Origin of the sequence: Pseudoalteromonas sp. SCSIO 43101, assembly GCF_023650775.1 — a bacterium.
GTDB classification, from domain to species: domain Bacteria; phylum Pseudomonadota; class Gammaproteobacteria; order Enterobacterales; family Alteromonadaceae; genus Pseudoalteromonas; species Pseudoalteromonas apostichopi.
This window is the reverse complement of the sequence record NZ_CP072673.1, coordinates 1,695,092-1,714,851: the sequence shown is the minus strand read 5'-3', so window position 1 is coordinate 1,714,851 and position 19,760 is coordinate 1,695,092. Positions and strand designations below refer to the sequence as shown.

Annotated in this window: 15 protein-coding genes and 2 tRNA genes; 7 read left to right on the top strand and 10 right to left on the bottom strand. The window is 40.7% G+C overall.

The genetic code is table 11. From position 1 onward, the window contains the following. Positions 1 to 43: 43 nt before the first annotated feature. The 4 genes from J8Z25_RS08045 (at position 44) to J8Z25_RS08030 (ending at position 2,771) form a co-directional block, all read left to right on the top strand. Positions 44 to 1,402, top strand: coding sequence for an MATE family efflux transporter (locus tag J8Z25_RS08045; RefSeq protein WP_250661954.1), 1,359 nt, complete (start codon positions 44 to 46; stop codon positions 1,400 to 1,402). Next, the gene (locus J8Z25_RS08040; RefSeq protein ID WP_130051597.1) at positions 1,377 to 2,396 is read left to right on the top strand and encodes a DUF3080 family protein; all 1,020 of its coding nucleotides are present in this window, start codon (positions 1,377 to 1,379) and stop codon (positions 2,394 to 2,396) included. The genes J8Z25_RS08045 and J8Z25_RS08040 overlap by 26 nt, the downstream gene beginning before the upstream one ends. A 113-nt stretch (positions 2,397 to 2,509) precedes the next feature. Further along, a tRNA-Val gene (locus tag J8Z25_RS08035) sits at positions 2,510 to 2,586 on the top strand. Positions 2,587 to 2,694: 108 nt separating this feature from the next. Continuing rightward, positions 2,695 to 2,771, top strand: a tRNA-Val gene (locus tag J8Z25_RS08030). A 490-nt stretch (positions 2,772 to 3,261) separates the two neighbouring features. On the opposite strand, the gene J8Z25_RS08025 is transcribed toward J8Z25_RS08030, so the two are convergent. Next, positions 3,262 to 5,208: a glycoside hydrolase family 97 protein gene (locus J8Z25_RS08025; RefSeq protein ID WP_250661952.1), complete on the bottom strand. Its 1,947-nt coding sequence runs from the start codon at positions 5,206 to 5,208 to the stop codon at positions 3,262 to 3,264. 195 nt (positions 5,209 to 5,403) lie between these two features. Here J8Z25_RS08025 and J8Z25_RS08020 point away from each other — a divergent pair, with 195 nt between their 5' ends. Then, on the top strand, positions 5,404 to 6,312 hold the full coding sequence (locus J8Z25_RS08020) for a substrate-binding periplasmic protein (protein ID WP_130051599.1): 909 nt from the start codon (positions 5,404 to 5,406) through the stop codon (positions 6,310 to 6,312). A 29-nt stretch (positions 6,313 to 6,341) separates the two neighbouring features. Here the strand turns inward: J8Z25_RS08020 and prpF are convergent, their stop codons facing one another. The 5 genes from prpF to J8Z25_RS07995 all read right to left on the bottom strand — a co-directional run bounded on the left by prpF (position 6,342) and on the right by J8Z25_RS07995 (position 13,037). Then, positions 6,342 to 7,511, bottom strand: coding sequence for a 2-methylaconitate cis-trans isomerase PrpF (prpF, locus tag J8Z25_RS08015; protein ID WP_250661951.1), 1,170 nt, complete (start codon positions 7,509 to 7,511; stop codon positions 6,342 to 6,344). Positions 7,512 to 7,514: 3 nt separating this feature from the next. Next, positions 7,515 to 10,106, bottom strand: coding sequence for a Fe/S-dependent 2-methylisocitrate dehydratase AcnD (gene acnD / locus J8Z25_RS08010; protein WP_250661950.1), 2,592 nt, complete (start codon positions 10,104 to 10,106; stop codon positions 7,515 to 7,517). A gap of 117 nt (positions 10,107 to 10,223) precedes the next feature. Next, positions 10,224 to 11,348: a bifunctional 2-methylcitrate synthase/citrate synthase gene (gene prpC, locus J8Z25_RS08005; RefSeq protein WP_250661949.1), complete on the bottom strand. Its 1,125-nt coding sequence runs from the start codon at positions 11,346 to 11,348 to the stop codon at positions 10,224 to 10,226. 24 nt (positions 11,349 to 11,372) lie between these two features. Further along, positions 11,373 to 12,248: a methylisocitrate lyase gene (gene prpB, locus J8Z25_RS08000; RefSeq protein WP_130051603.1), complete on the bottom strand. Its 876-nt coding sequence runs from the start codon at positions 12,246 to 12,248 to the stop codon at positions 11,373 to 11,375. An 84-nt stretch (positions 12,249 to 12,332) separates the two neighbouring features. Next, on the bottom strand, positions 12,333 to 13,037 hold the full coding sequence (locus tag J8Z25_RS07995) for a GntR family transcriptional regulator (protein WP_130051604.1): 705 nt from the start codon (positions 13,035 to 13,037) through the stop codon (positions 12,333 to 12,335). Positions 13,038 to 13,318: 281 nt separating this feature from the next. Between J8Z25_RS07995 and rsmF the strand changes: the two genes are divergently transcribed. Further along, positions 13,319 to 14,758 (top strand): 16S rRNA (cytosine(1407)-C(5))-methyltransferase RsmF, encoded by a 1,440-nt coding sequence (gene rsmF, locus J8Z25_RS07990; RefSeq protein ID WP_250661948.1) that lies wholly within the window; start codon positions 13,319 to 13,321, stop codon positions 14,756 to 14,758. Between the two features lie 311 nt (positions 14,759 to 15,069). Next, positions 15,070 to 15,885, top strand: a complete 816-nt coding sequence (locus J8Z25_RS07985; RefSeq protein WP_167657737.1) for a polysaccharide deacetylase family protein — start codon at positions 15,070 to 15,072, stop codon at positions 15,883 to 15,885. Here J8Z25_RS07985 and J8Z25_RS07980 read toward each other — a convergent pair. The 4 genes from J8Z25_RS07980 to J8Z25_RS07965 are packed head-to-tail and all read right to left on the bottom strand — an operon-like array spanning position 15,882 to position 19,759. Continuing rightward, positions 15,882 to 17,738, bottom strand: coding sequence for an alkaline phosphatase D family protein (locus J8Z25_RS07980; RefSeq protein ID WP_502934601.1), 1,857 nt, complete (start codon positions 17,736 to 17,738; stop codon positions 15,882 to 15,884). The two genes, J8Z25_RS07985 and J8Z25_RS07980, sit on opposite strands and share 4 nt — an antisense overlap. Further along, positions 17,738 to 18,517 carry a TatD family hydrolase gene (locus J8Z25_RS07975; RefSeq protein ID WP_130051607.1) on the bottom strand — a complete coding sequence of 260 codons (780 nt, stop codon included), beginning with the start codon at positions 18,515 to 18,517 and terminating at the stop codon, positions 17,738 to 17,740. The genes J8Z25_RS07980 and J8Z25_RS07975 overlap by 1 nt, the downstream gene beginning before the upstream one ends. Positions 18,518 to 18,530: 13 nt before the next feature. Beyond that, positions 18,531 to 18,857: a PilZ domain-containing protein gene (locus J8Z25_RS07970; RefSeq protein ID WP_054554720.1), complete on the bottom strand. Its 327-nt coding sequence runs from the start codon at positions 18,855 to 18,857 to the stop codon at positions 18,531 to 18,533. 8 nt (positions 18,858 to 18,865) lie between these two features. Next, positions 18,866 to 19,759, bottom strand: coding sequence for a DNA polymerase III subunit (locus J8Z25_RS07965; RefSeq protein ID WP_167657739.1), 894 nt, complete (start codon positions 19,757 to 19,759; stop codon positions 18,866 to 18,868). Between the last annotated feature and the right edge of the window lies 1 nt (position 19,760).

The following is a 19,760-nucleotide window of genomic DNA, read 5'->3' as shown; positions in this document are numbered from 1 at the left end:
GAATAGATTACAATGGCTGCCTGTTTATTTAGTCGTGTAAATTATGTCTTTTTGTAGTTGGGAAGCCAAAAGGTTAATTTCGTTAGCCATTCCAGTATTTTTGGCACAAGTAACGCTTATTTTAATGACGGTTGTTGATACCGTGATGGCTGGCCAAGTAAGTGCAACGGACTTGGCGGCGCTCTCTATTGCAACGGGTATTTGGAATCCGTTAATGCTCGCACTGCAGGGCATTTTATTGGCTTTAACTGGCATTATTGCGCAGTTTGCTGGCTCAAATGATAAACAAGGTATTAGCCACTACTTTCAACAAGGATTATATCTTGCCCTAATACTCGCTATTATTGGTTTAGGGCTAGCAAGCCTTGCTGATACCGTGCTTGTTCAACTTGATACCTCACAGTCTATTACCCATTTAGCCGAGCAATATATTCATTTTGTTAAATGGGGGATTTTCGGTTTTTTACTTTTCAGTGTATATCGCAATATTACTGAAGGTATGGGTATGACCAAACCTGCTTTTTACATTAGCTTAATTGGTTTAGCGGTAAATATTCCAGCAAATTACGTGTTTATACATGGTAAGTTAGGTTTTCAAGCCTATGGTGGCGCTGGCTGTGGTATTGCCACCGCACTAGTATTTACAGCAATGGCGCTAACTCAGGTTGTTTATTGTCACTTTAGTAAAAAGGTTGATGCCAAAGCATTGTTAGCAAATTTCGCATCTCCAAAGCCCGCTACTTTATGGGCTATCACCAAAGTGGGTATCCCAATTTCTTTGGCCACGTTTTTTGAAGTAACCTTATTTGCTTGTATTCCGCTGTTTATAGCGCATCTGGGAGCAGTAGCCGTTGCGGGTCATCAAATTGCAGCAAGTGTTACTACATTACTGTTTATGATGCCGTTGAGCCTCTCAATTGCAATTAGCATACGAATAGGTAACCTATTTGGCCAACAACATTATCAACAGTTAAGAAATGCAGTTAATACCAGTTATATTTTAGCGGCGATAATCGCTTTTATGCTGGCAAGTGTGACCTTCTTTGCGCGAGATATTATTAGCCAATTGTATTCTGACAACCCTGAAGTATTGGCTCTTGCTTCTTCAATAATGGTGTTAGCTTGCATCTATCAATTACCTGATGCATTGCAAGTTTCTGCCAATGGTATTTTACGAGGGTTAAAATACACGGCACCAATTGGTTATATCACCTTTGTATCGTATTGGTTGATCGGCTTTGCGCTTGGGTTCGTACTTGCTCGTACAGATTTAATTGTTCCAGCGATGGGCCCTCATGGCTTTTGGATAGGTATTATTGTGGGTTTAAGTGCCGCTGCAATTATGTTGATGTTCACTGTTCATAGGCGATTTAAACATGCACCTTTTTTGCAAAACCAATAGCCTTGTAAATTCTATTATCGCAATAGCGTGCACGGCACTTATTGCCTGCACGCCCTCTTCGGGCGATGTAAATCACACCTACGCACAAAGATTAGAAAACGTGCTCAAAACTGATAGTTTTAAGCTATCTAAACCGAGTACACTGAACGTTAAGCATTTCGCTTATGATAACGATGAAAAAGCAACTATTGGCATGCTCGAGCTTGCTCAGTTACGACAGTGTAAGCTATCTACACTCATCGCTGAGCATAATAACCAGCTTGGTAAAACGGCAACACCCGCTAATATTCTAAGTTATCAGATTAAATTTTTACAAAGCGCAAATGAGTGTTTAGAAAGCTTTGAAAAACAAGATGAATTGTTTGAAAAAATAAAACTCACTGCCGCACAAAAACAAGCAAACCTCCCTAACTACTTTAAAGCTATGCTGCTAAACGAAAGCGAATTTAAACAAAGCTGGCAGCTAAGTTCGACATACATCGATGAAAACTCAGCAGGTTTTAGTGAAACCGTGAGCGCGATGGAGCAGATTGCTAAATTAAACAATAAAATTAATACCGGTAGAATAAACGATATAGACCCAGAGCAAATCATTAGCCAATTAGAAGTGTTAAACCGTTTTAATTATAACAAGTTGTTAATATCGGCGGCACGCGCGCAAACACATTACAATCAGCAATTAACACAACAACTTATGCAGTACTCAAAAGATGATCTCTGCCCTGCCAATAAGAATAAACAAAAGGCACAAACGCTAAGTAATGTATTTAAAAAGTTCTATTTAGAGCAATTACAACCTTATCAATCATTCTTGGTGGGTAGATTAGAAACCCTACAACCGCTTTATCATCAAATATGGCGTGACACTGAAATGGACCACTTTGTGGATAGCGAAAGTAATGACGCAATTTTACACCGCCTTAAACAGTCTGCTAAAAGCCATGTTGCTTGGTGGCAAGATTTCTATCGAGCGTGCGAAATTAGTCCGTTATGAATAAAAAACCAGCACTTAGCACAAAAATAGCTAAAGCTGCTTGATTCACACAACTAGTCGCTATATATTAGCCTCCGTTGTTTAGCCACGCTAACAACTATTCAAATCAAAATACAACCGTAGCTCAGTTGGTTAGAGCACTACCTTGACATGGTAGGGGTCGGTGGTTCGAATCCACTCGGTTGTACCATGATTTAGGTATAACTAAAGGAAAGAGCACTACCACTCTTAATGGCCCTGTCCAAAGGTCGGTAGTTCGAATACACTCGGTTGTACCAATCTTGATTTTTATTTCAGTACGACCGTAGCTCAGTTGGTTAGAGCGCTACCTTGACATGGTAGAGGTCGGTGGTTCGAATCCACTCGGTCGTACCAATTCTATTTTTCCTTATTTAAAATATTCCGTAACTCAGTTGGTTAGCGCACTACCGCTCTCTATGGCTCGGTCCAAAGGTCAATAGTTCAAATCTACTCGGTTGTACCAATTCTATTTTTTCTTATTTAAAATATCCTGTAGCTCAGTTGGTTAGCGCACTACCGCTCTCTACGACCCGCTCCAAATTCGGTGGTTCGAATCCACTCGGTCGTACCAATTCTATTTTTCCTTATTTAAAATATCCCGTAGCTCAGTTGATTAGAGCACTACCACTCTCTATGACCCGGTCCAAAGGTCAGTAGTTCAAATCTACTCGGTCGTACCAATTCTATTTTTTCTTATTTAAAATATCCTGTAGCTCAGTTTATTAGCGCATCCCTGCTCTCTGTGACCCACGTCTAATTTAACAAGGCAAATAGAGGTATAAAAAAGCGAGCAACCTGCTCGCTTTTCTATACTTGGCTTTTTTCATCACCTATAAACTTACATTTAGCGACCAATAATCATTGCCCCACCTTGGGCTAATAAGTTTAAGCTCAACTTACCACTGTTACTCACTTTTACTTTCTTGATACCAGCACTGCCATCTTTTTTATCAAACAACAGGGTGATTTTTTTGCCCGCTAACATAGGCAAATCGATATCTAATGTTTTGGCTTTATTTTCACCATTCACAGCTGCTACCCACCATGTTTGCTGATGACGCCTTGCGATAGTTGCATCTTGACCTGGCTGGCCAGCGATATAACGTGTTTCATCCCATACCGTTGGCATCGCCTTTAAAGTATCAATAACAAATTGAGGTTGTTCTGCAAGGTTATTTGGCGTCAGGCCAAAATGTTGCACAGGTGATTGATAAAGCACACCTGTTGCCAGTTCAAATGTATCTGTGGTTTTACGAATAGTGCCGACTGTTTGATCTTGAGATAAGCGTTTGTTTAAAAACACTGGGGCAAAATCCATAGCGCCAATAGCATTACGGGTGAACGGTAAAATTGTCGCGTTATAGGCATGTAAATCTAACGAATTTTGATGAAAAACAAGGTTCTCCGATGCTAGAACCGCTTCAGATGTGACGAAGTTAGGATACATTCTTTCCCAACCACGCGGAATGGTACTGCCGTGAAAAGTGATCACTAAACCGTACTGATTAGCATCCGTTAAAATATTTTCATAAAGTTTGATAGTTTCTTGTTTGTCGCCACCAAAAAAGTCAACTTTAAGGCCTTTAACGCCAATGCTTTGTAGCCAAGCCATTTCATTTCTTCTTATAGGCGCGGTATTCATTCTATTCTTTGGTGTTTGTGGTGCATCATTCCACCAGCCATTTGAGTTGTACCACAATATAACATCAACGCCTTTACTATTGGCGTATTCGACTAATTTAGCCATTCTGTCACGACCAATGTTTTGATCCCAACCACTATCGATTAATACATATTCAAAATTTAGAGATGCAGCGAGATCTATAAATTTTACTTGGTCGTCATAGTTAATACTTGGATCTTGCCATACGATCCAGCTCCATGTTGAGCGCCCCATAGTATATTCTTGATTTGCTTGATAAAGCGGTTTAACCAAATCAAAAACCACTGTTGACTCAACAATAGGCTTTAAACTGGTCCCTAAAGTAATAGTACGCCAAGGAGTCATTGCAGGCATAGACATAGCTGCGTAGGTTGCTCCAATACCATTATTCTCACCGGCTTGAGGAAATGAAACTCGATAAATACCGTCTTTTGTGCCTTCGCTCAATTTTGAGCCTACATAATGGCTATCTACACCAGTTTCAGAAATTAAAAGCCAACCTTTATCGCTATTTTTAAATAAAGCAGGAAAGGTATACCCCACGCCATTCGCTGACGGTGTGCCAAGAGCTTCATTAAAGGTGTAAGGCACTTCATAACTTGGTTTTGTTTGCATCCAGCCTGTTTCAGGTAAGGCTTGCGGGCTAATAAATGTAGTTGCATCGTCGGGTAAATTAAAAGCACTATATTCAGATAGCACCTTGATTCGGGTATCTGTTTCAACACCCGTGACTTGGTAACGAAATGCAACATCGTGATCAGAAACATTAAACTGCACACCAAGCACTCTACCATCTTTGTTTTCAAACTGTACTTTTAAGGTGTTCGCGGTGTAGTTTATTTCACTCGCCTTTGCATTATGCAGCTTATAACTCTCTTTTATAGAAGCCGTTGTATGGCTCTTATATTTTAAACTTTGTGAAAGGTCGCCAAGGTTAGTATTTAAACCAAGCTGAGATGGTTCCAAAAATACTTGCTTGCCATAAGTTACACTATAAACAATTTGGTTTTGCTGTTCTTCAAGCTTCAGTGTTAATTGTCCATCAGGACTTGTAACACTAAGCGGTAGTTGTGCGTGAGCAAGCAAAGAGCTTACTAGCAGTGAAATATAGATACTTGATTTTATCATTATTGTTGTCCTTAAGCTGCAAAAAACCCGCTAAATAATATCATAATACAAATTGATTGTTTTGTTATTCTAGCCCATTTATGTGTGCAGTGATCGAAAAACGCACTAGCCTAGTAAATAATGTTAGAGTTAATTGGTTGTATATTTACTACAAAAGACTAAGCTTTATTTAAATAACAAAAACTTAGACAATTTATGAAACTACTGACCGTGTTTTTATTATTTGCTTCATTTCAAGCCTTTGCAGGCCTAACGGCTGTCAGCTTTCAAAAAAATGGCGAAATAGCGACTGAAGAAGCTGTTCGTTTTAACGGTGGTTATGGTTATAACCTAGATGCAAATCATGTTTTAAAACTGGTAACCTTAGATTGGCCTCCCTATATTGATGAAAACCTATGTAACAAAGGGTGGTTATTCCAATTCACAGTGGGCTCCCTATTAGAGAAAGGCTATGGCGTACATATTAGTTTTTACCCTTGGGCACGTGCTGTTAGAGAGGCTGAATTAGGCCGAGCTGACATTCTCTTTCCGGAATACTTCATCGAAGACAATGTGGTATCTGATAATTTTCTCAACAAAACCCGCAACGATTTACTCGCTTTGAGTCATGCTATTCCTGGAGGTGATTTATCATTCGTTGCGTTAAAAGGAAATCAAATTCCATTTAATGGTGATTTAAATTCAGTAAAAGACCTACCTATTGGTGTGGTCCGTTCATATAAAAACACCAAAGAATTAGATGCCATGATTGATAATAAAGAGATCGATACAATCGTCGCAAATAATGAATACCAGTTAATCCACCTCTTACTAAGTAATCGAGTCAGCTTGATTGTGGCAGACCTTGAGGTACTAAAAGCAAGCATATATAAGTCTGAATTATCAATGAATGGTAAACAGCAAATGCTAGAATCACTCGTAGCGCTAGAACCTAAACTTGAATACAAACCACTGTATTATTCTGTCAGTAAATCAACACCACACTGGCAAAAGGTTTTAAAAGACTTAAATGATGAAATTGAGTTGATGCAAGCCAGCGGCAAGTTTGACGAGTTTATACAAGGTATGAAACAACAATGCTACGCAAACGATAAAGCGGCGTAAACGCCGCTTTATTTTGAAAGTATTGTGCTCTATTGCGGCACTCTAACCCACCCTTCCATAAGCACTCGAGCACTTCGACTCATACTTGCTTTTGTGACTTGCCAATTACCATCAACAAGTGTTGCAGCAGCACCCACTTTTAATGTGCCAGAAGGGTGACCAAAGTTTACCTCCTGACGCTCACCACCACCTGCAGCAAGGTTCACCAAGGTACCAGGAATGGCAGCAGCGGTACCTATAGCAACAGCAGCCGTGCCCATCATGGCATGGTGCAATTTACCCATCGACATAGCGCGTACCACTAAATCAATATCTGCATCGCTTACAACTTTACCGCTTGATGCATGATAGGTTTTTGCCGGTGCAACCCATGCTACTTTTGGTGTATGTTGGCGAGCTTTAGCTTCATCAAGATGAGAAATTAGCCCCATTTTCAACGCCCCGTAGGCGCGAATCGTTTCTAACTTTTCAAGTGCCGATGCATCACCGTTTATTGCTTCTTGCAGCTCTGTACCATCATAGCCAACTTCACTGGCGTTGATGAACACAGTTGGGATACCCGCATTGATCATCGTCGCAGACAACATACCAATACCCGGAACTTCAAGTTCATCAACTAAATTACCTGTTGGAAATAATGCGCCTTCACCGTCTGCTGGGTCCATAAATTCAAGTTTTACTTCTGCAGCAGGAAATGTCACGCCATCAAGCTCAAAATCACCGGTTTCTTGTACTTCGCCATTGGTAATTGGCACATGTACTATTATGGTTTTACTTATATTGACTTGCCATACTTTAACTTCAACAATGCCATTTTCAGGAATTTTACTGGCATCTACAAGACCATTAGATACTGCAAAAGCCCCTACTGCTGAGGTTAAATTACCGCAGTTACCACTCCAATCAACGAACGCTCTATCGATAGCAACTTGACCAAATAAATAATCAACATCGTGGTTAGGTTTATCACTTTTCGATAAAATTACAGTTTTGCTCGTACTTGAGGTAGCACCACCCATACCGTCAGTTTGTTTTTGGTAAGGATCAGGGCTACCAATCACACGTAATAACAAGTTGTCGCGTGCTTCACCTGCCACTTGGGCAGGCTCAGGTAAATCAGTTAAGTTAAAGAACACCCCTTTACTGGTACCGCCACGCATATAGGTTGCTGGCACCTTTATTTGTGGTTTAAACGTCATAGTTTAGTGCTCCTCAGATTCTAAGAAATCCTGCGCGAAACGTTGCAGCACGCCCCCTGCTGAATAGATTGATACTTCTTCAGCGGTATCTAAACGACAAGTCATAGGTACTTCTACGGTTTCACCGTTAGCACGAGTAATAACAAGTGTAAGCGTAGCTCCAGGTGTTGGCTCACCTTTCACGCTAAAGGTCTCACTACCATCAATACCTAATGTAGTTCGTGTCGTGCCGGCTTTAAATTCTAGCGGTAATACGCCCATACCAATCAGGTTAGTGCGGTGAATACGTTCAAAACCTTCGGCTGCAATAACTTGAACACCTGCAAGGCGTACACCTTTAGCTGCCCAGTCACGTGATGAGCCTTGGCCATAATCGGCACCTGCCACAATGATAAGCGGTTGTTTACGCTGCATGTAGGTTTCGATTGCTTCCCACATACGAGTCACTTTACCTTCTGGTTCAATGCGAGCGTATGAACCTTGCTTTACTTCACCATTTTCTTTAACCATTTCATTCAGTAACTTAGGGTTGGCGAATGTAGCGCGTTGCGCTGTTAAATGATCGCCTCGGTGAGTAGCATACGAGTTAAAATCTTCTTCAGGAAGGCCCATTTTAGCTAGGTACTCACCAGCAGCACTTGACGCTAAAATCGCATTTGAAGGCGATAAGTGGTCAGTGGTGATGTTGTCGCCTAGTACGGCTAATGCACGCATATCAGTAAGAGAACGCTCACCTGCTAACGCCCCCTCCCAATATGGTGGTCGACGAATATAAGTACTTTGTGGACGCCATTGATAAAGCGGATCGTTGTCTTCGCCATAATCAACACTTAAGTCGAACATTGGCTCATAAACCTTTTTAAACTGTTCAGGTTTAACACTTTGTTTGATCACTGCATCAATTTCTTCATCGCTTGGCCATAAATCCATTAGGCGAATTTCGTTACCTTCCTGATCATGCCCTAATACATCTTTTTCGATATCAAAACGAATAGTACCAGCAATGGCATAAGCAACAACCAGTGGAGGTGAAGCTAAGAATGCTTGTTTTGCATATGGATGAATACGACCATCAAAATTACGGTTACCCGAAAGTACAGCTGTTGCGTATAAGTCACGGTCAATTACTTCTTGCTGAATTTTTGGATCTAGCGCACCGCTCATGCCGTTACACGTCGTACATGCAAAGGCAACAATACCAAAGCCAAGTTGCTCAAGCTCAGGTAACAAATTAGCTTCTTCTAGGTAAGATTTCACCGCTTTAGAGCCCGGTGCCAGTGATGTTTTAACCCATGGCTTACGGGTTAAACCTTTGGCGTTGGCATTACGTGCAAGTAAACCTGCAGCAATAACGTTGCGTGGGTTACTTGTATTCGTACAACTTGTGATTGCTGCGATAATACACGCGCCATCAGGCATTAAGCCTTCTTCATTTTCAACAACACCAGTAATACCCGCTTTATCAAGTTCGCTGGTTGCAACACGGCGATGTGGATTAGATGGACCCGCAATATTTCGACCTACAGATGACAAATCAAAGGTTAATACACGCTCATATTCTGCCGTTTTTAGACTATCACTCCAAAGACCAGTTTCTTTTGCATAGATTTCGACTAGCTTAACTTGGTCTTCTTCACGGCCAGTCAAACGTAAGTAATCAAGCGTATTATCATCGATGTAGAACATCGCAGCAGTTGCACCAAACTCTGGTGTCATATTTGAGATAGTTGCTCTATCACCCAGTGTCAGTGCCTCGGCACCTTCACCATAAAATTCAAGATAGGTCGAAACGACTTTTTCATTGCGTAAAAATTCGGTGATCGCTAATACAATATCGGTTGCAGTAATACCTGGTTGTGGTTTACCTGTCAGCTCAACCCCCACAATATCAGGTAAACGCATGTAAGATGCGCGGCCAAGCATCACGCTTTCAGCTTCAAGACCACCTACACCGACTGCAATAACACCTAGTGCATCCACCATTGGTGTATGGCTATCTGTACCAACCAGTGTATCTGGGAAAGCCACACCGTCACGTTTTTGGATCACAGGCGACATTTTCTCTAAATTAATTTGATGCATAATGCCGTTACCCGGCGGTATCACATCAATATTTTTAAATGCTGTTTTCGTCCAATTAATAAAGTGGAATCGGTCATCGTTCCGACGGTCTTCAATAGCACGGTTTTTTTCGAAGGCATCTGGCTCAAAACCTGCGTGTTCAACAGCTAATGAATGATCAACAATTAACTGAGTTGGTACCACAGGATTTACTTTTGCAGGATCTCCCCCTTTTGCAGCAATCGCATCACGAAGGCCGGCTAAATCAACTAACGCTGTTTGACCTAAGATATCGTGACATACTACGCGTGCAGGAAACCATGGAAAGTCTAAATCACGTTTTCTTTCAATCAATTGCGAAAGTGCATCATTAAGCATTTCAGGTTCACAACGACGCACTAAGTTTTCGGCAAGGACACGTGATGTATAAGGAAGTGTGGCATAGCTGCCCGGTTTAATTGCATCAACAGCAGCGCGAGTATCAAAATAATCGACCCCAGTGCCTGCTAATGGTTTTCTAAAATTTGTATTCATGATGATTCTACTTGTACTTGGTGACGGTGAATAAAGGTGGGCTGATTATTTTTATTATTCTTACGCCCCTTCATAAAGGGGCAGCTAAGCTACCCCTATCACTGATTTAATTAACGATTAGCGCTCTGAAATTGGCGTATAGCTACGAGCTTCTGGGCCCGTATAATCTGCACTTGGGCGAATAATACGGTTATTAGCACGTTGCTCTTTCACGTGTGCAGTCCAACCAGTTACACGACTCATCACGAAAATTGGCGTAAATAACTTAGTTGGAATACCCATGAAGTGATACGCAGATGCATGGAAGAAATCAGCATTACAGAATAATTTCTTTTCACGCCACATAACTTCTTCACAGCGAACAGAGACAGGATAGAGAACATCATCACCCACTTCGGCAGCCAGTTTTTCAGACCATTTTTTGATGATCACATTACGTGGATCTGATTCACGGTAAATAGCGTGACCAAAGCCCATAATCTTGTCTTTACGTTCAAGCATACCCATTAGCGCCTCTTCAGCTTGATCTGCACTTGTAAAGCCTTCAATCATATCCATAGCCGCTTCGTTAGCACCACCATGTAATGGACCACGTAAGCTACCAATAGCCCCCGTTACACAAGAGTGAATATCTGACAATGTTGATGCACATACACGCGCAGTAAATGTCGATGCATTGAACTCATGCTCTGCGTATAGAATTAAAGATACATTCATTACTTGCTCAAATAATGCCGATGGCGCTTTATCGTGCAATAAATTTAAGAAATGTGCGCCTACCGAATCATCATCAGTCTCAGTTTCAATCCGAACGCCGTCATGGCTAAAGCGATACCAATAACAAATAATACTTGGGAATACGGCAACTAGGCGGTCAATCGCATCATTCGCCTCTGAGAAATCTTGCTCCATTTCTAGGTTACCTAGCATTGAACAACCAGTACGCATTACATCCATTGGGTGCGCGTCTTTAGGAATGTTCTCAAGCACTGTTTTTAGTGCATCTGGTAAACCACGTAGTGATTTTAGCTTTGCTTTATATTCTGTAAGCTCAGACTCTGTTGGTAATTCACCACGCGACAGTAAAAAAGATACTTCTTCAAACTGTGCTTTCTCTGCTAATTCGCTAATATCATAACCACAATATGTTAAACCTGAACCTGATTTACCTACTGTACACAGTGCTGTTTCACCTGCTACCTGACCACGTAAACCTGCGCCGCCTAATGCTTTATCTACCATGAGTGTTCTCCTTATATGTTGTCGTTATGATTTTTTAGCTGAGAAAAGGTTATCGAGTGTGTTTTCATATGAGTGATAATCTAAAAACTCATATAATTCCGCACGTGTTTGCATGTTGTCTACTTGGCTTTGTTGCGAGCCTTCGCTAAGAATAGACGAATACACATTAAGTGCAGCTTTGTTCATAGCTCTAAATGCACTTAGTGGATAAAGTACAATTTCAACACCCACTTCGCTTAATTGCTCAGCTGTATATAGCGGTGTCTGGCCAAACTCAGTGATGTTCGCAAGAATTGGAACATTTAACGCTTTAGCAAATGCTTGGTAGTCGGCTAAATCATGCACAGCTTCTGCAAAGATTGCGTCGGCACCTGCTTCAACACATGCAGCAGCGCGGTCAATGGCCGCATTTAAACCTTCTTTTTGGAATGCATCAGTACGTGCCATGATGTAAAAATCGCTATCAGTTTTCGCATCTACCGCAGCTTTAATACGGTCAACCATTTCATCTTTTGACACGATTTCTTTATTAGGGCGATGACCACAACGTTTTTGTGCAACTTGGTCTTCAATATGGAAACCTGCAGCACCTGCCTTAGTCATTTCTTTCACTGTGCGTGCAATATTAAATGCACCACCCCAGCCTGTATCAGCATCAACTAGAAGTGGTAAGTCGGTAGCGCTGGTAATTCGACGAATATCTTCAAGTACGTTATCTAAGCTTGTCATACCTAAATCTGGCATGCCGTATGATGCGTTAGCAACACCTGCACCTGAGAGGTAAAGTGCTTGGTGACCTGTTTTTTCTGCCATCATTGCGCAGTACGCATTGACGGTGCCAACCACTTGTAGTGGCTTATTGTTTGCGATTGCCTGTTTGAACTTTAATCCTGCTGACATTGGATAACTCCTATCTTTGAACGGTTTCAGCTCTTTGGCTGAATCTAATTTTTAAATCTAAATTATGACTGTTTAACGACTGCACTACTGTTTTTTTGCTGCTAGTAAGTCAAACTTAGTCTGAATATTTGCCTGAGACGCACTTATGTGGCGCTTCATAAGCATTTCTGCTAATTCCCCGTCATGGTTTTCAATAGCATTGATAATTGCCAAGTGTTCATCAAATGCTTTTGATACACGTGGCCCAACCATACCCATTTGTACACGGTACATACGAATTAACTGGTACAACTCATTACATAAAAGATGAATTAGGTGCGCGTTTTTAGAGCCTTTAATAATGCGATAATGAAAATCAAGGTCGCCCGCTTCTTGGTAGTATGATTCACCTTCTTTTACACGCTGTGTTTGTAAATGCTGGTTCAATAACTGCTTTAAACCCTGCACTTCTTCAGGTTCCATGTTGTCGGCAGCTAACCGACAAGCCAACCCTTCTAGGGCACTACGTACCTGATATACTTCGATTAAACGCTCAGCAGTCAGTGCTACAACACGACAACCGACATTCGCTTTACGCTCTACCAAATAACAGCTTTCTAAACGATTTAATGCCTCTCTTAAGGTGGCACGACTTACACCATAGCGTTTCGCTAATTCTGGCTCAGAAATTTTGCTACCCTGCTCAATGGTGCCTTGTACAATTTCACGACGCATGTCGACAAACACTTGGTCTGATGCAGTTGTGATCGTGATATCGTTGTAGTTATCGTTGGCTTTTTGCTCTGTCATAAATAAGTCTATCAAAGTACTAAATTAGGATTGTCGACAATTTGTAAGTTCACTATGCGCTCTAACATGAAAAGTGTCAACCTCGAGATCAGCAAAATAGACTAAAAAACCACCAAAATGTCGACATAAAATGATATTTGTCAAAAATAATGGCTATAAACAACATTTATATTGCCAATTTGTCGACACTTCAATATTAACCTGAACAAGCTAAAAATATCCCATGAAAGCGCTATAAATGGTATGATCTACCAATTATTACGTGACGTGAGAGCCATTTAGTGGACGCTAATACTTATATCCCTGACTCATTTATTGATGATGTTAAAAGCTACCTTCCTGAACATTTATCATTAGACGACTTTATTGCAGCCTGTCGACGCCCACTTAGACGATCTGTTCGCGTAAATACATTAAAAATGTCAGTCGCAGAATTTCAGCATCAATGTGCCAATAAAGGATGGGAGTTAACAGCGATCCCATGGTGCGAAGAAGGCTTCTGGCTAACACGTCCAAGTGACGAAGAAGCGGCCCTTGCAATCGGTAATACCGATTTACACTTAAGTGGCGCTATGTATGTGCAAGAAGCCAGCTCAATGCTGCCGCCGGTTACACTGAGAGCCGAAGTTAAACAAAGCGATGCTGTACTTGATATGGCTTCAGCTCCAGGCTCGAAAACATCACAAATCGCTGCCATGATGGATAATAGTGGCGTGTTAGTGGCCAATGAGTTGTCATCGTCACGCTTAAAAGTATTAGCAGCAACCCTCAAACGTATGGGCGTAGGTAATTGTGCTTTATCACATTTTGACGGTGTCATATTCGGGGATTACATGTATGAGTGCTTCGACAGTATTTTGCTAGACGCCCCGTGTTCAGGTGAAGGCACGGTTCGTAAAGATGCAGACGCCCTAAAGAATTGGTCAATCGAGTCTAATATTGATATTGCTGCTGTACAAAAAGCCCTTATCAAAAGTGCCTTTTATGCCTTAAAACCTGGCGGCACATTAGTTTATTCGACCTGCACTTTAACACCGCTTGAAAATCAACAAGTGTGCGAGTATCTATTAGCAGAATTTCCTGATTGCATCGAAGTACAATCGCTTGATAGCCTTTTTGATGGTGCAGAGAAAGCAACAACCAGCGAAGGTTATTTGCATGTTTGGCCGCAAACTTACGACAGTGAAGGTTTCTTCATCGCTAAATTTAAGAAAATAGCGTCAAGCGATAACCCAAATCAAAAAGTTAAAAAAGGCGTATTTCCGTTTGCTGAGTTTGATAAAAAGCAAAGCCAAGCGTTTATGCAAACAATTAAAAAACAGTTCGGTCTAAAATCACTACCAGGGAATTTAATGCAACGTGATAAAGAGCTTTGGTTATTCCCTGATCGCTTTAATGAACTGCAAGATAAAATTAAATACTCCCGATTAGGGATCCAGCTTGGTGTTATTCACAAAGGCGGAGTTCGCTTAGCTCATGAATTTGCCACTGTATTTGGACAAAAATGCGATAAAAACACCTTTGAGATGACACAAGCACAAGCAAACGATTACTTTAACGGTAAAGATATTCGACTCGAAAAACCAACCCAAGATAATGGTGAAGTGATCTTAATGTTATGTGGATGCCCTGTAGGCCTTGGCAAGTGGCAAAAGAATAAAATTAAAAACTCACTACCTCGTGATTTAGTCCAAAATGCTCAGTTGATAACTTGGGTATAAGTTGCGCATAATGCCTGTATAAATAAGGTACTAATTTAGGTAAAAAGCCGTAACAGACTGATTTTAAACTAGTATAAAATTTGTACATTTACCGTGCAATTTCCTGCTGATTAACTACACTTAAAAGTACTTTCTACTTCTCCCTACTGAATTTAGAAGGTGTTTTTTTATAGTTAGCGCAGGCTCGCACGAGCCACCCCCTAAGCCCAGAACAATGCGGATTCGTTCTGGGCGTTTTTTTATTCAAAAGTCGCATGGTAAAGCATCACCCTTTTTGATTTCATTGTAAAAACAATGATAAAGGATTGATTATGCTTAAACCCCTGTGCGTCGTACTACCACTTTTAATAAGCAGCCAAACTCTGGCAAAAAGCAATGACTACCTAGGCTTTGACTACCCTAATAAGGCTAAAAATGCCGTCAGTATCACTTTTGATGATGCAAGACATAGCCAAGTCGATACCGGTTTAGCGCTTTTAAACAAGTACCAAGTAAAAGCGACATTTTATGTATCTCCTTTTAACGTAAAAGAACGTGTTGAAAAGTGGCAAATGGCAGTTAAAACAGGTCACGAAATTGCTAATCATACGGCAAGCCATTTGTGTACGGGTAACTTTGAATGGCTTCGTGAACTCGGCGTATCACTTGAACAAGTTACATTAAAAGAAATGGAGCAAGATATCCTTAAAGGACAGGATTACATAAAAGCCACACTTAACGTGACACCAACCGCTTTTGCGTACCCTTGTGGAAATACTTTTGTTGGGCGTGGTGCCAATACAAGAAGCTATGTCCCATTAATAGCCAAGCATTTTAAAACCGGTAGAACTTGGCTTGATGAAACAGCGAATAATCCAAACTTTACTGACTTTTCGCAGTTAACTAGTTTACCCATTGATGGGCAAACATTCGCTGAGATCAAAAAAACCATAGAGCAACACCGAAGCAACAATAGCTGGATCATTCTTGCAGGCCACAATATAGGTAAGCGAGATCAGTACACCACCGACAGTAAAGTACTAGAGCAGCTTATTGTTTATCTACAAGACCCTAAAAATGGTTTTTGGTTAGATACGGTAAGTAATGTTGCCGACTATGTTGAGGCGAACCGCAAAGCATTCGATTAATTATTGTTTAAATCGAATTCAGTAATTTGGTTGTCAGCGTGGATCAGTTCATATTTAGCGAGTAAACCATCGTTGAGCTCAATTAAGCTGATAGCCGCATTACTGACCAAATACTTTTGCCCTTCTCCTATGGTTTGATGTTTATCAACTTCCATCTGCCAACGTTTAGTAAAAAAGTTAAGTGGGCTTTTCGGGGCATACAAAATTGAGTCTAGCTTATCGAGGATATTAATAAGCTTACGAGGGAATTCATTTTTAATGCCACTGGCAGTCAACTGCCAAATACGGTTTTTATGTTTACCAAAGCGCTTTTGCACTGAAAAGCAAAATGAGTAATGTACATCACCAGAGAGGATCAGGGTTTCCTTTGGTGTGTCTTCACGGCGAAATGTATCGAGCAATTTTTTTGCCGATCCTTCGTGAGCCATCCAGTTTTCAACATCAACCAACAATGGCTGCCCGCAAAAATTAAAAATCGCTTGGATTGCTTCAATTGATTTCACACCAAATACTGGAGCTGGAGATACGATAATCACTTTATCGTGAGACAATAAGCTTTCTTCTAATTCAGTGAGCCTTTCCCAATCAAGTAAACCTGATGGCTCATTGAAATTTTGTTCATTACGCCATCGGTGCGTTCGGGTATCGAGTACTACAACTTTAGGAATGGTATTAAGCTCGTAATGCCAATGGTTAAAATTGAGTATTAGCTTATCAAAGTCTTTAAAATTCCAGCTCTGTTGCTGCAGGCTTTGTTTAAAACTGGGTAATAATGACAGCGAGTTATCACCTGCGTCATTACCAATCCCCTGCATTAACCAATAACTAATTAGGCCATTATTTACAATGCGACGGCTAGATGGGTGCTGATAAATAGCTTGCTCCCAACCCGCGGTTAAGTTCCAATCATCGGTGACATCATGATCGTCAAACATCATTAATGTCGACACATTGGCGAATAACCTTTCAACGCTTTGAAGACCCTTTGCAAAGCCAACCAGTGCGTCCTTTTCGAGTTTAAAAAGATTTGCGTATTTAGGGGCTAATGCTGGGCATTCAATTGATTCAAAATCAATTAGCTGCCAAGTAACAGCGCTGAAGTTTAATAAATAAAGCGCTATAAATTCTTGAAAATGAATTAAGTGGTTTTCAGCTTTTAAGCTTGAGAAGTGTGGCTCATCTTTTTTAAGCCAATAACCAACACCAAATTTACTCCGTTTCTGCCAAGGTACTTTGGGTAAGTGTAAATAGCGCTGGTAAAGTTGCTGCTCAAATCCTGCTGGTAAATCTAAATCAAGCGCTGGCTCTTGAAACACACCAAATAGGCTAATTACTTTTTCGATCGCGAGCAGCATTGGCCCGGCTACATCATCCGCATATATTTGGTCGCCAGATAACAATAATAGGTCAGCACCTGCATTAAGTGACTGGCGCTGATCATTTTGCCAATTATCTGCAGCAACAAGGCTGTCTTTTGCAGGGTGATGAGGGTTACGACACGAGCCATGCAGAATTCTATCGAGTCTATTTGGGATCACAAATGCAGGAGACTCTGCTCGTTCATAGCAGTAAGACGACAAATCAAGGCTTTTATCTTCATCATGTAACGAATAGTAGATCAGTGAATCAACTGCAAACTGGCCGCTGGCGGGCATTACATTGATAAAATTTAAGTGAAGATGGAGCCCTAATTGGATTGACTCTAAATTCGAGAATGTCTCAACACCGCTAAACTCTATTCGGTATTGGCAAGGCCTAGATGTAACAAATTGAAAGCACACTCGCCCTGCATCTGCTCGGCGTACCATTGGCCCCATTACTAACTGAGGTAAATTCGATACGCCGTACACTATTACGCCCTTTTAGCTTGATTGAACAACGAGTAAAAGTTGTTGGTTGTTGCTTCAGCTAATTCGTTAAAAGTAAGCCCTTTTAACTCGGCAATGTAGTAAGCGACATCTTCAACATAGGCTGGTTGATTTGTTTTACCACGATATGGCACAGGTGCTAAATACGGTGAGTCTGTTTCGATTAGTAAGCGATCTAGCGGAATTTGCTTTACAACGTCTTTTAACTCTACGGCATTTTTAAATGTAACAATGCCCGAAATCGAAATATAAAAGCCCATATCAATGGCTTTTTTGGCCATTTCCCAGTTTTCTGTAAAGCAATGCAATACACCACCACAGTTTTCCGCATTGTGAGCGCGCATTAAATTGATGGTGTCTTCTCTGGCATCACGAGTATGGATAATTAGTGGCTTATTAAGCTCATTAGCAACGTCAATATGACCAACAAAACTTTCTTGCTGAACAATATGTGTGTCTTTTGAGTAATAGTAATCAAGCCCAGTTTCACCAATTGCTACTACTTTGTCGTGACTAGCTAGGTCGATGAGCTTTTGTTTATCCAGTGCGTCTTTTTGATCAAGTGGATGAACACCACATGATGCAGAAACATCTGGATAGTTTTGTATTTTATCCAGCATACTTGGGAATTGATCTAAGGTCACACTGACACACAAGAAGTGTTCAACTTTCTTTGCGCGGGCGTTATCAAGTACTTGGTCTAAGTTTAGGTCGAGTTTATCGAAATCTAGGCGATCTAAATGGCAATGAGAATCTACAATCATGGTACTACTTTTATTACATGGTATAGGTCGGATTGCCTGAGTTTAACATAGTACCGAGTAGTTTTTCGATTTTAGCATTCAAATTGGTTTTATCATCGATAAAGTTAACACCGATACCTGGTGGGTTTGAGCTTTGTGCACCTTGTGGTGTTATCCAAGCAACTTTCCCCGTTACTACATCATCTTCTAGTGCATCTGGTAAGGTGACTTTTAGAGCTAATGAATGGCCCATTTCAAAACGCATATTAGTGCGAACAAATAAACCACCATTTTTTAAATAAGGCATGTAACAGCGATATAATTCTTCTAAGTCTTCAATATCTACTAATAATTCTTGCACGATACTTCCTAATTTTGGCTTTCCCGTAAAGTAAACGCTAGTTGCGAAATGGCTAGTTCCATATTCAAGCCAAGCACATGTGAGCTATTATAAAGAAACTCTGAGATTGCAGATTGTGCTTTCTGATAATTGAAAAAGTCCATTCCTAACACCAATTGCGTCTTGAGATGCTCTGTTAAAAACAACGCAAATACATTAACCAAGCTATGGTCTTTATTAAGGATGTCGACTAACGCACTGAAATTATGGCTGTCTTTTATCTCAGTTGCAAATTTAAAAAGTGAATCGATTGCCTCAAGTTGATTATCATTTTGCCACTGCTCAACAAGCAGTGGTTGCCTAGCGAATAATTCTAACCATGAATAATTAGGGATATTTAAAAGAGCTAACCATTGTGTTGTATATTCTGGGTTAACTTTTATTTCATGAACTGCACAGCGACTTAAAATAGTTGCTGGTAATAATGCCGTTTGCTCACACGTTAATAATAAATAGCGGCGTAGACTAGGCTCTTCAAGAGTTTTTAATAAGGCGTTAGCCGCTGCAGTGGTCATTTTGTGACATTGTTCAAGTACCACAACTTTATTACCGTTTTGAGCGGCTGAATGATTGATAAAGTCACTTATTAAACGAATTTCATCAACCCCTATCGTCTGCCCCTCTACTTTAACAACACGTTTATCTGGATGGGTACCCGCTTGATTCAGTTGACAACTTTTGCAATTACCACAGGCTTTTAAGTTTACAGGTGACGCACATAGTAAGCCATCGGCAAGCGAATCGACTAAACGTTGTTTGCCTACACCTTTATCACCATTAAATAATTGTGCATGATGAAAGCGTTGCTGTGCAAAGCTTTGCGCTAGCTGCTTATAAAGGCCTTCAAGCCATGGCAAATGCATA

Bases quoted from the DNA above. Each gene is read 5' to 3' on its own strand.
- J8Z25_RS07985 (WP_167657737.1), top strand. From the start codon at position 15,070: ATGCTTAAACCCCTGTGCGTCGTACTACCACTTTTAATAAGCAGCCAA.
- J8Z25_RS07975 (WP_130051607.1), bottom strand. From the start codon at position 18,517: ATGATTGTAGATTCTCATTGCCATTTAGATCGCCTAGATTTCGATAAA.
- J8Z25_RS07995 (WP_130051604.1), bottom strand. From the start codon at position 13,037: ATGACAGAGCAAAAAGCCAACGATAACTACAACGATATCACGATCACA.
- prpC (WP_250661949.1), bottom strand. From the start codon at position 11,348: ATGGTAGATAAAGCATTAGGCGGCGCAGGTTTACGTGGTCAGGTAGCA.
- J8Z25_RS08025 (WP_250661952.1), bottom strand. From the start codon at position 5,208: ATGATAAAATCAAGTATCTATATTTCACTGCTAGTAAGCTCTTTGCTT.
- prpB (WP_130051603.1), bottom strand. From the start codon at position 12,248: ATGTCAGCAGGATTAAAGTTCAAACAGGCAATCGCAAACAATAAGCCA.
- acnD (WP_250661950.1), bottom strand. From the start codon at position 10,106: ATGAATACAAATTTTAGAAAACCATTAGCAGGCACTGGGGTCGATTAT.
- J8Z25_RS08020 (WP_130051599.1), top strand. From the start codon at position 5,404: ATGAAACTACTGACCGTGTTTTTATTATTTGCTTCATTTCAAGCCTTT.
- J8Z25_RS08040 (WP_130051597.1), top strand. From the start codon at position 1,377: ATGCACCTTTTTTGCAAAACCAATAGCCTTGTAAATTCTATTATCGCA.
- J8Z25_RS08045 (WP_250661954.1), top strand. From the start codon at position 44: ATGTCTTTTTGTAGTTGGGAAGCCAAAAGGTTAATTTCGTTAGCCATT.
- prpF (WP_250661951.1), bottom strand. From the start codon at position 7,511: ATGACGTTTAAACCACAAATAAAGGTGCCAGCAACCTATATGCGTGGC.
- J8Z25_RS07965 (WP_167657739.1), bottom strand. From the start codon at position 19,759: ATGCATTTGCCATGGCTTGAAGGCCTTTATAAGCAGCTAGCGCAAAGC.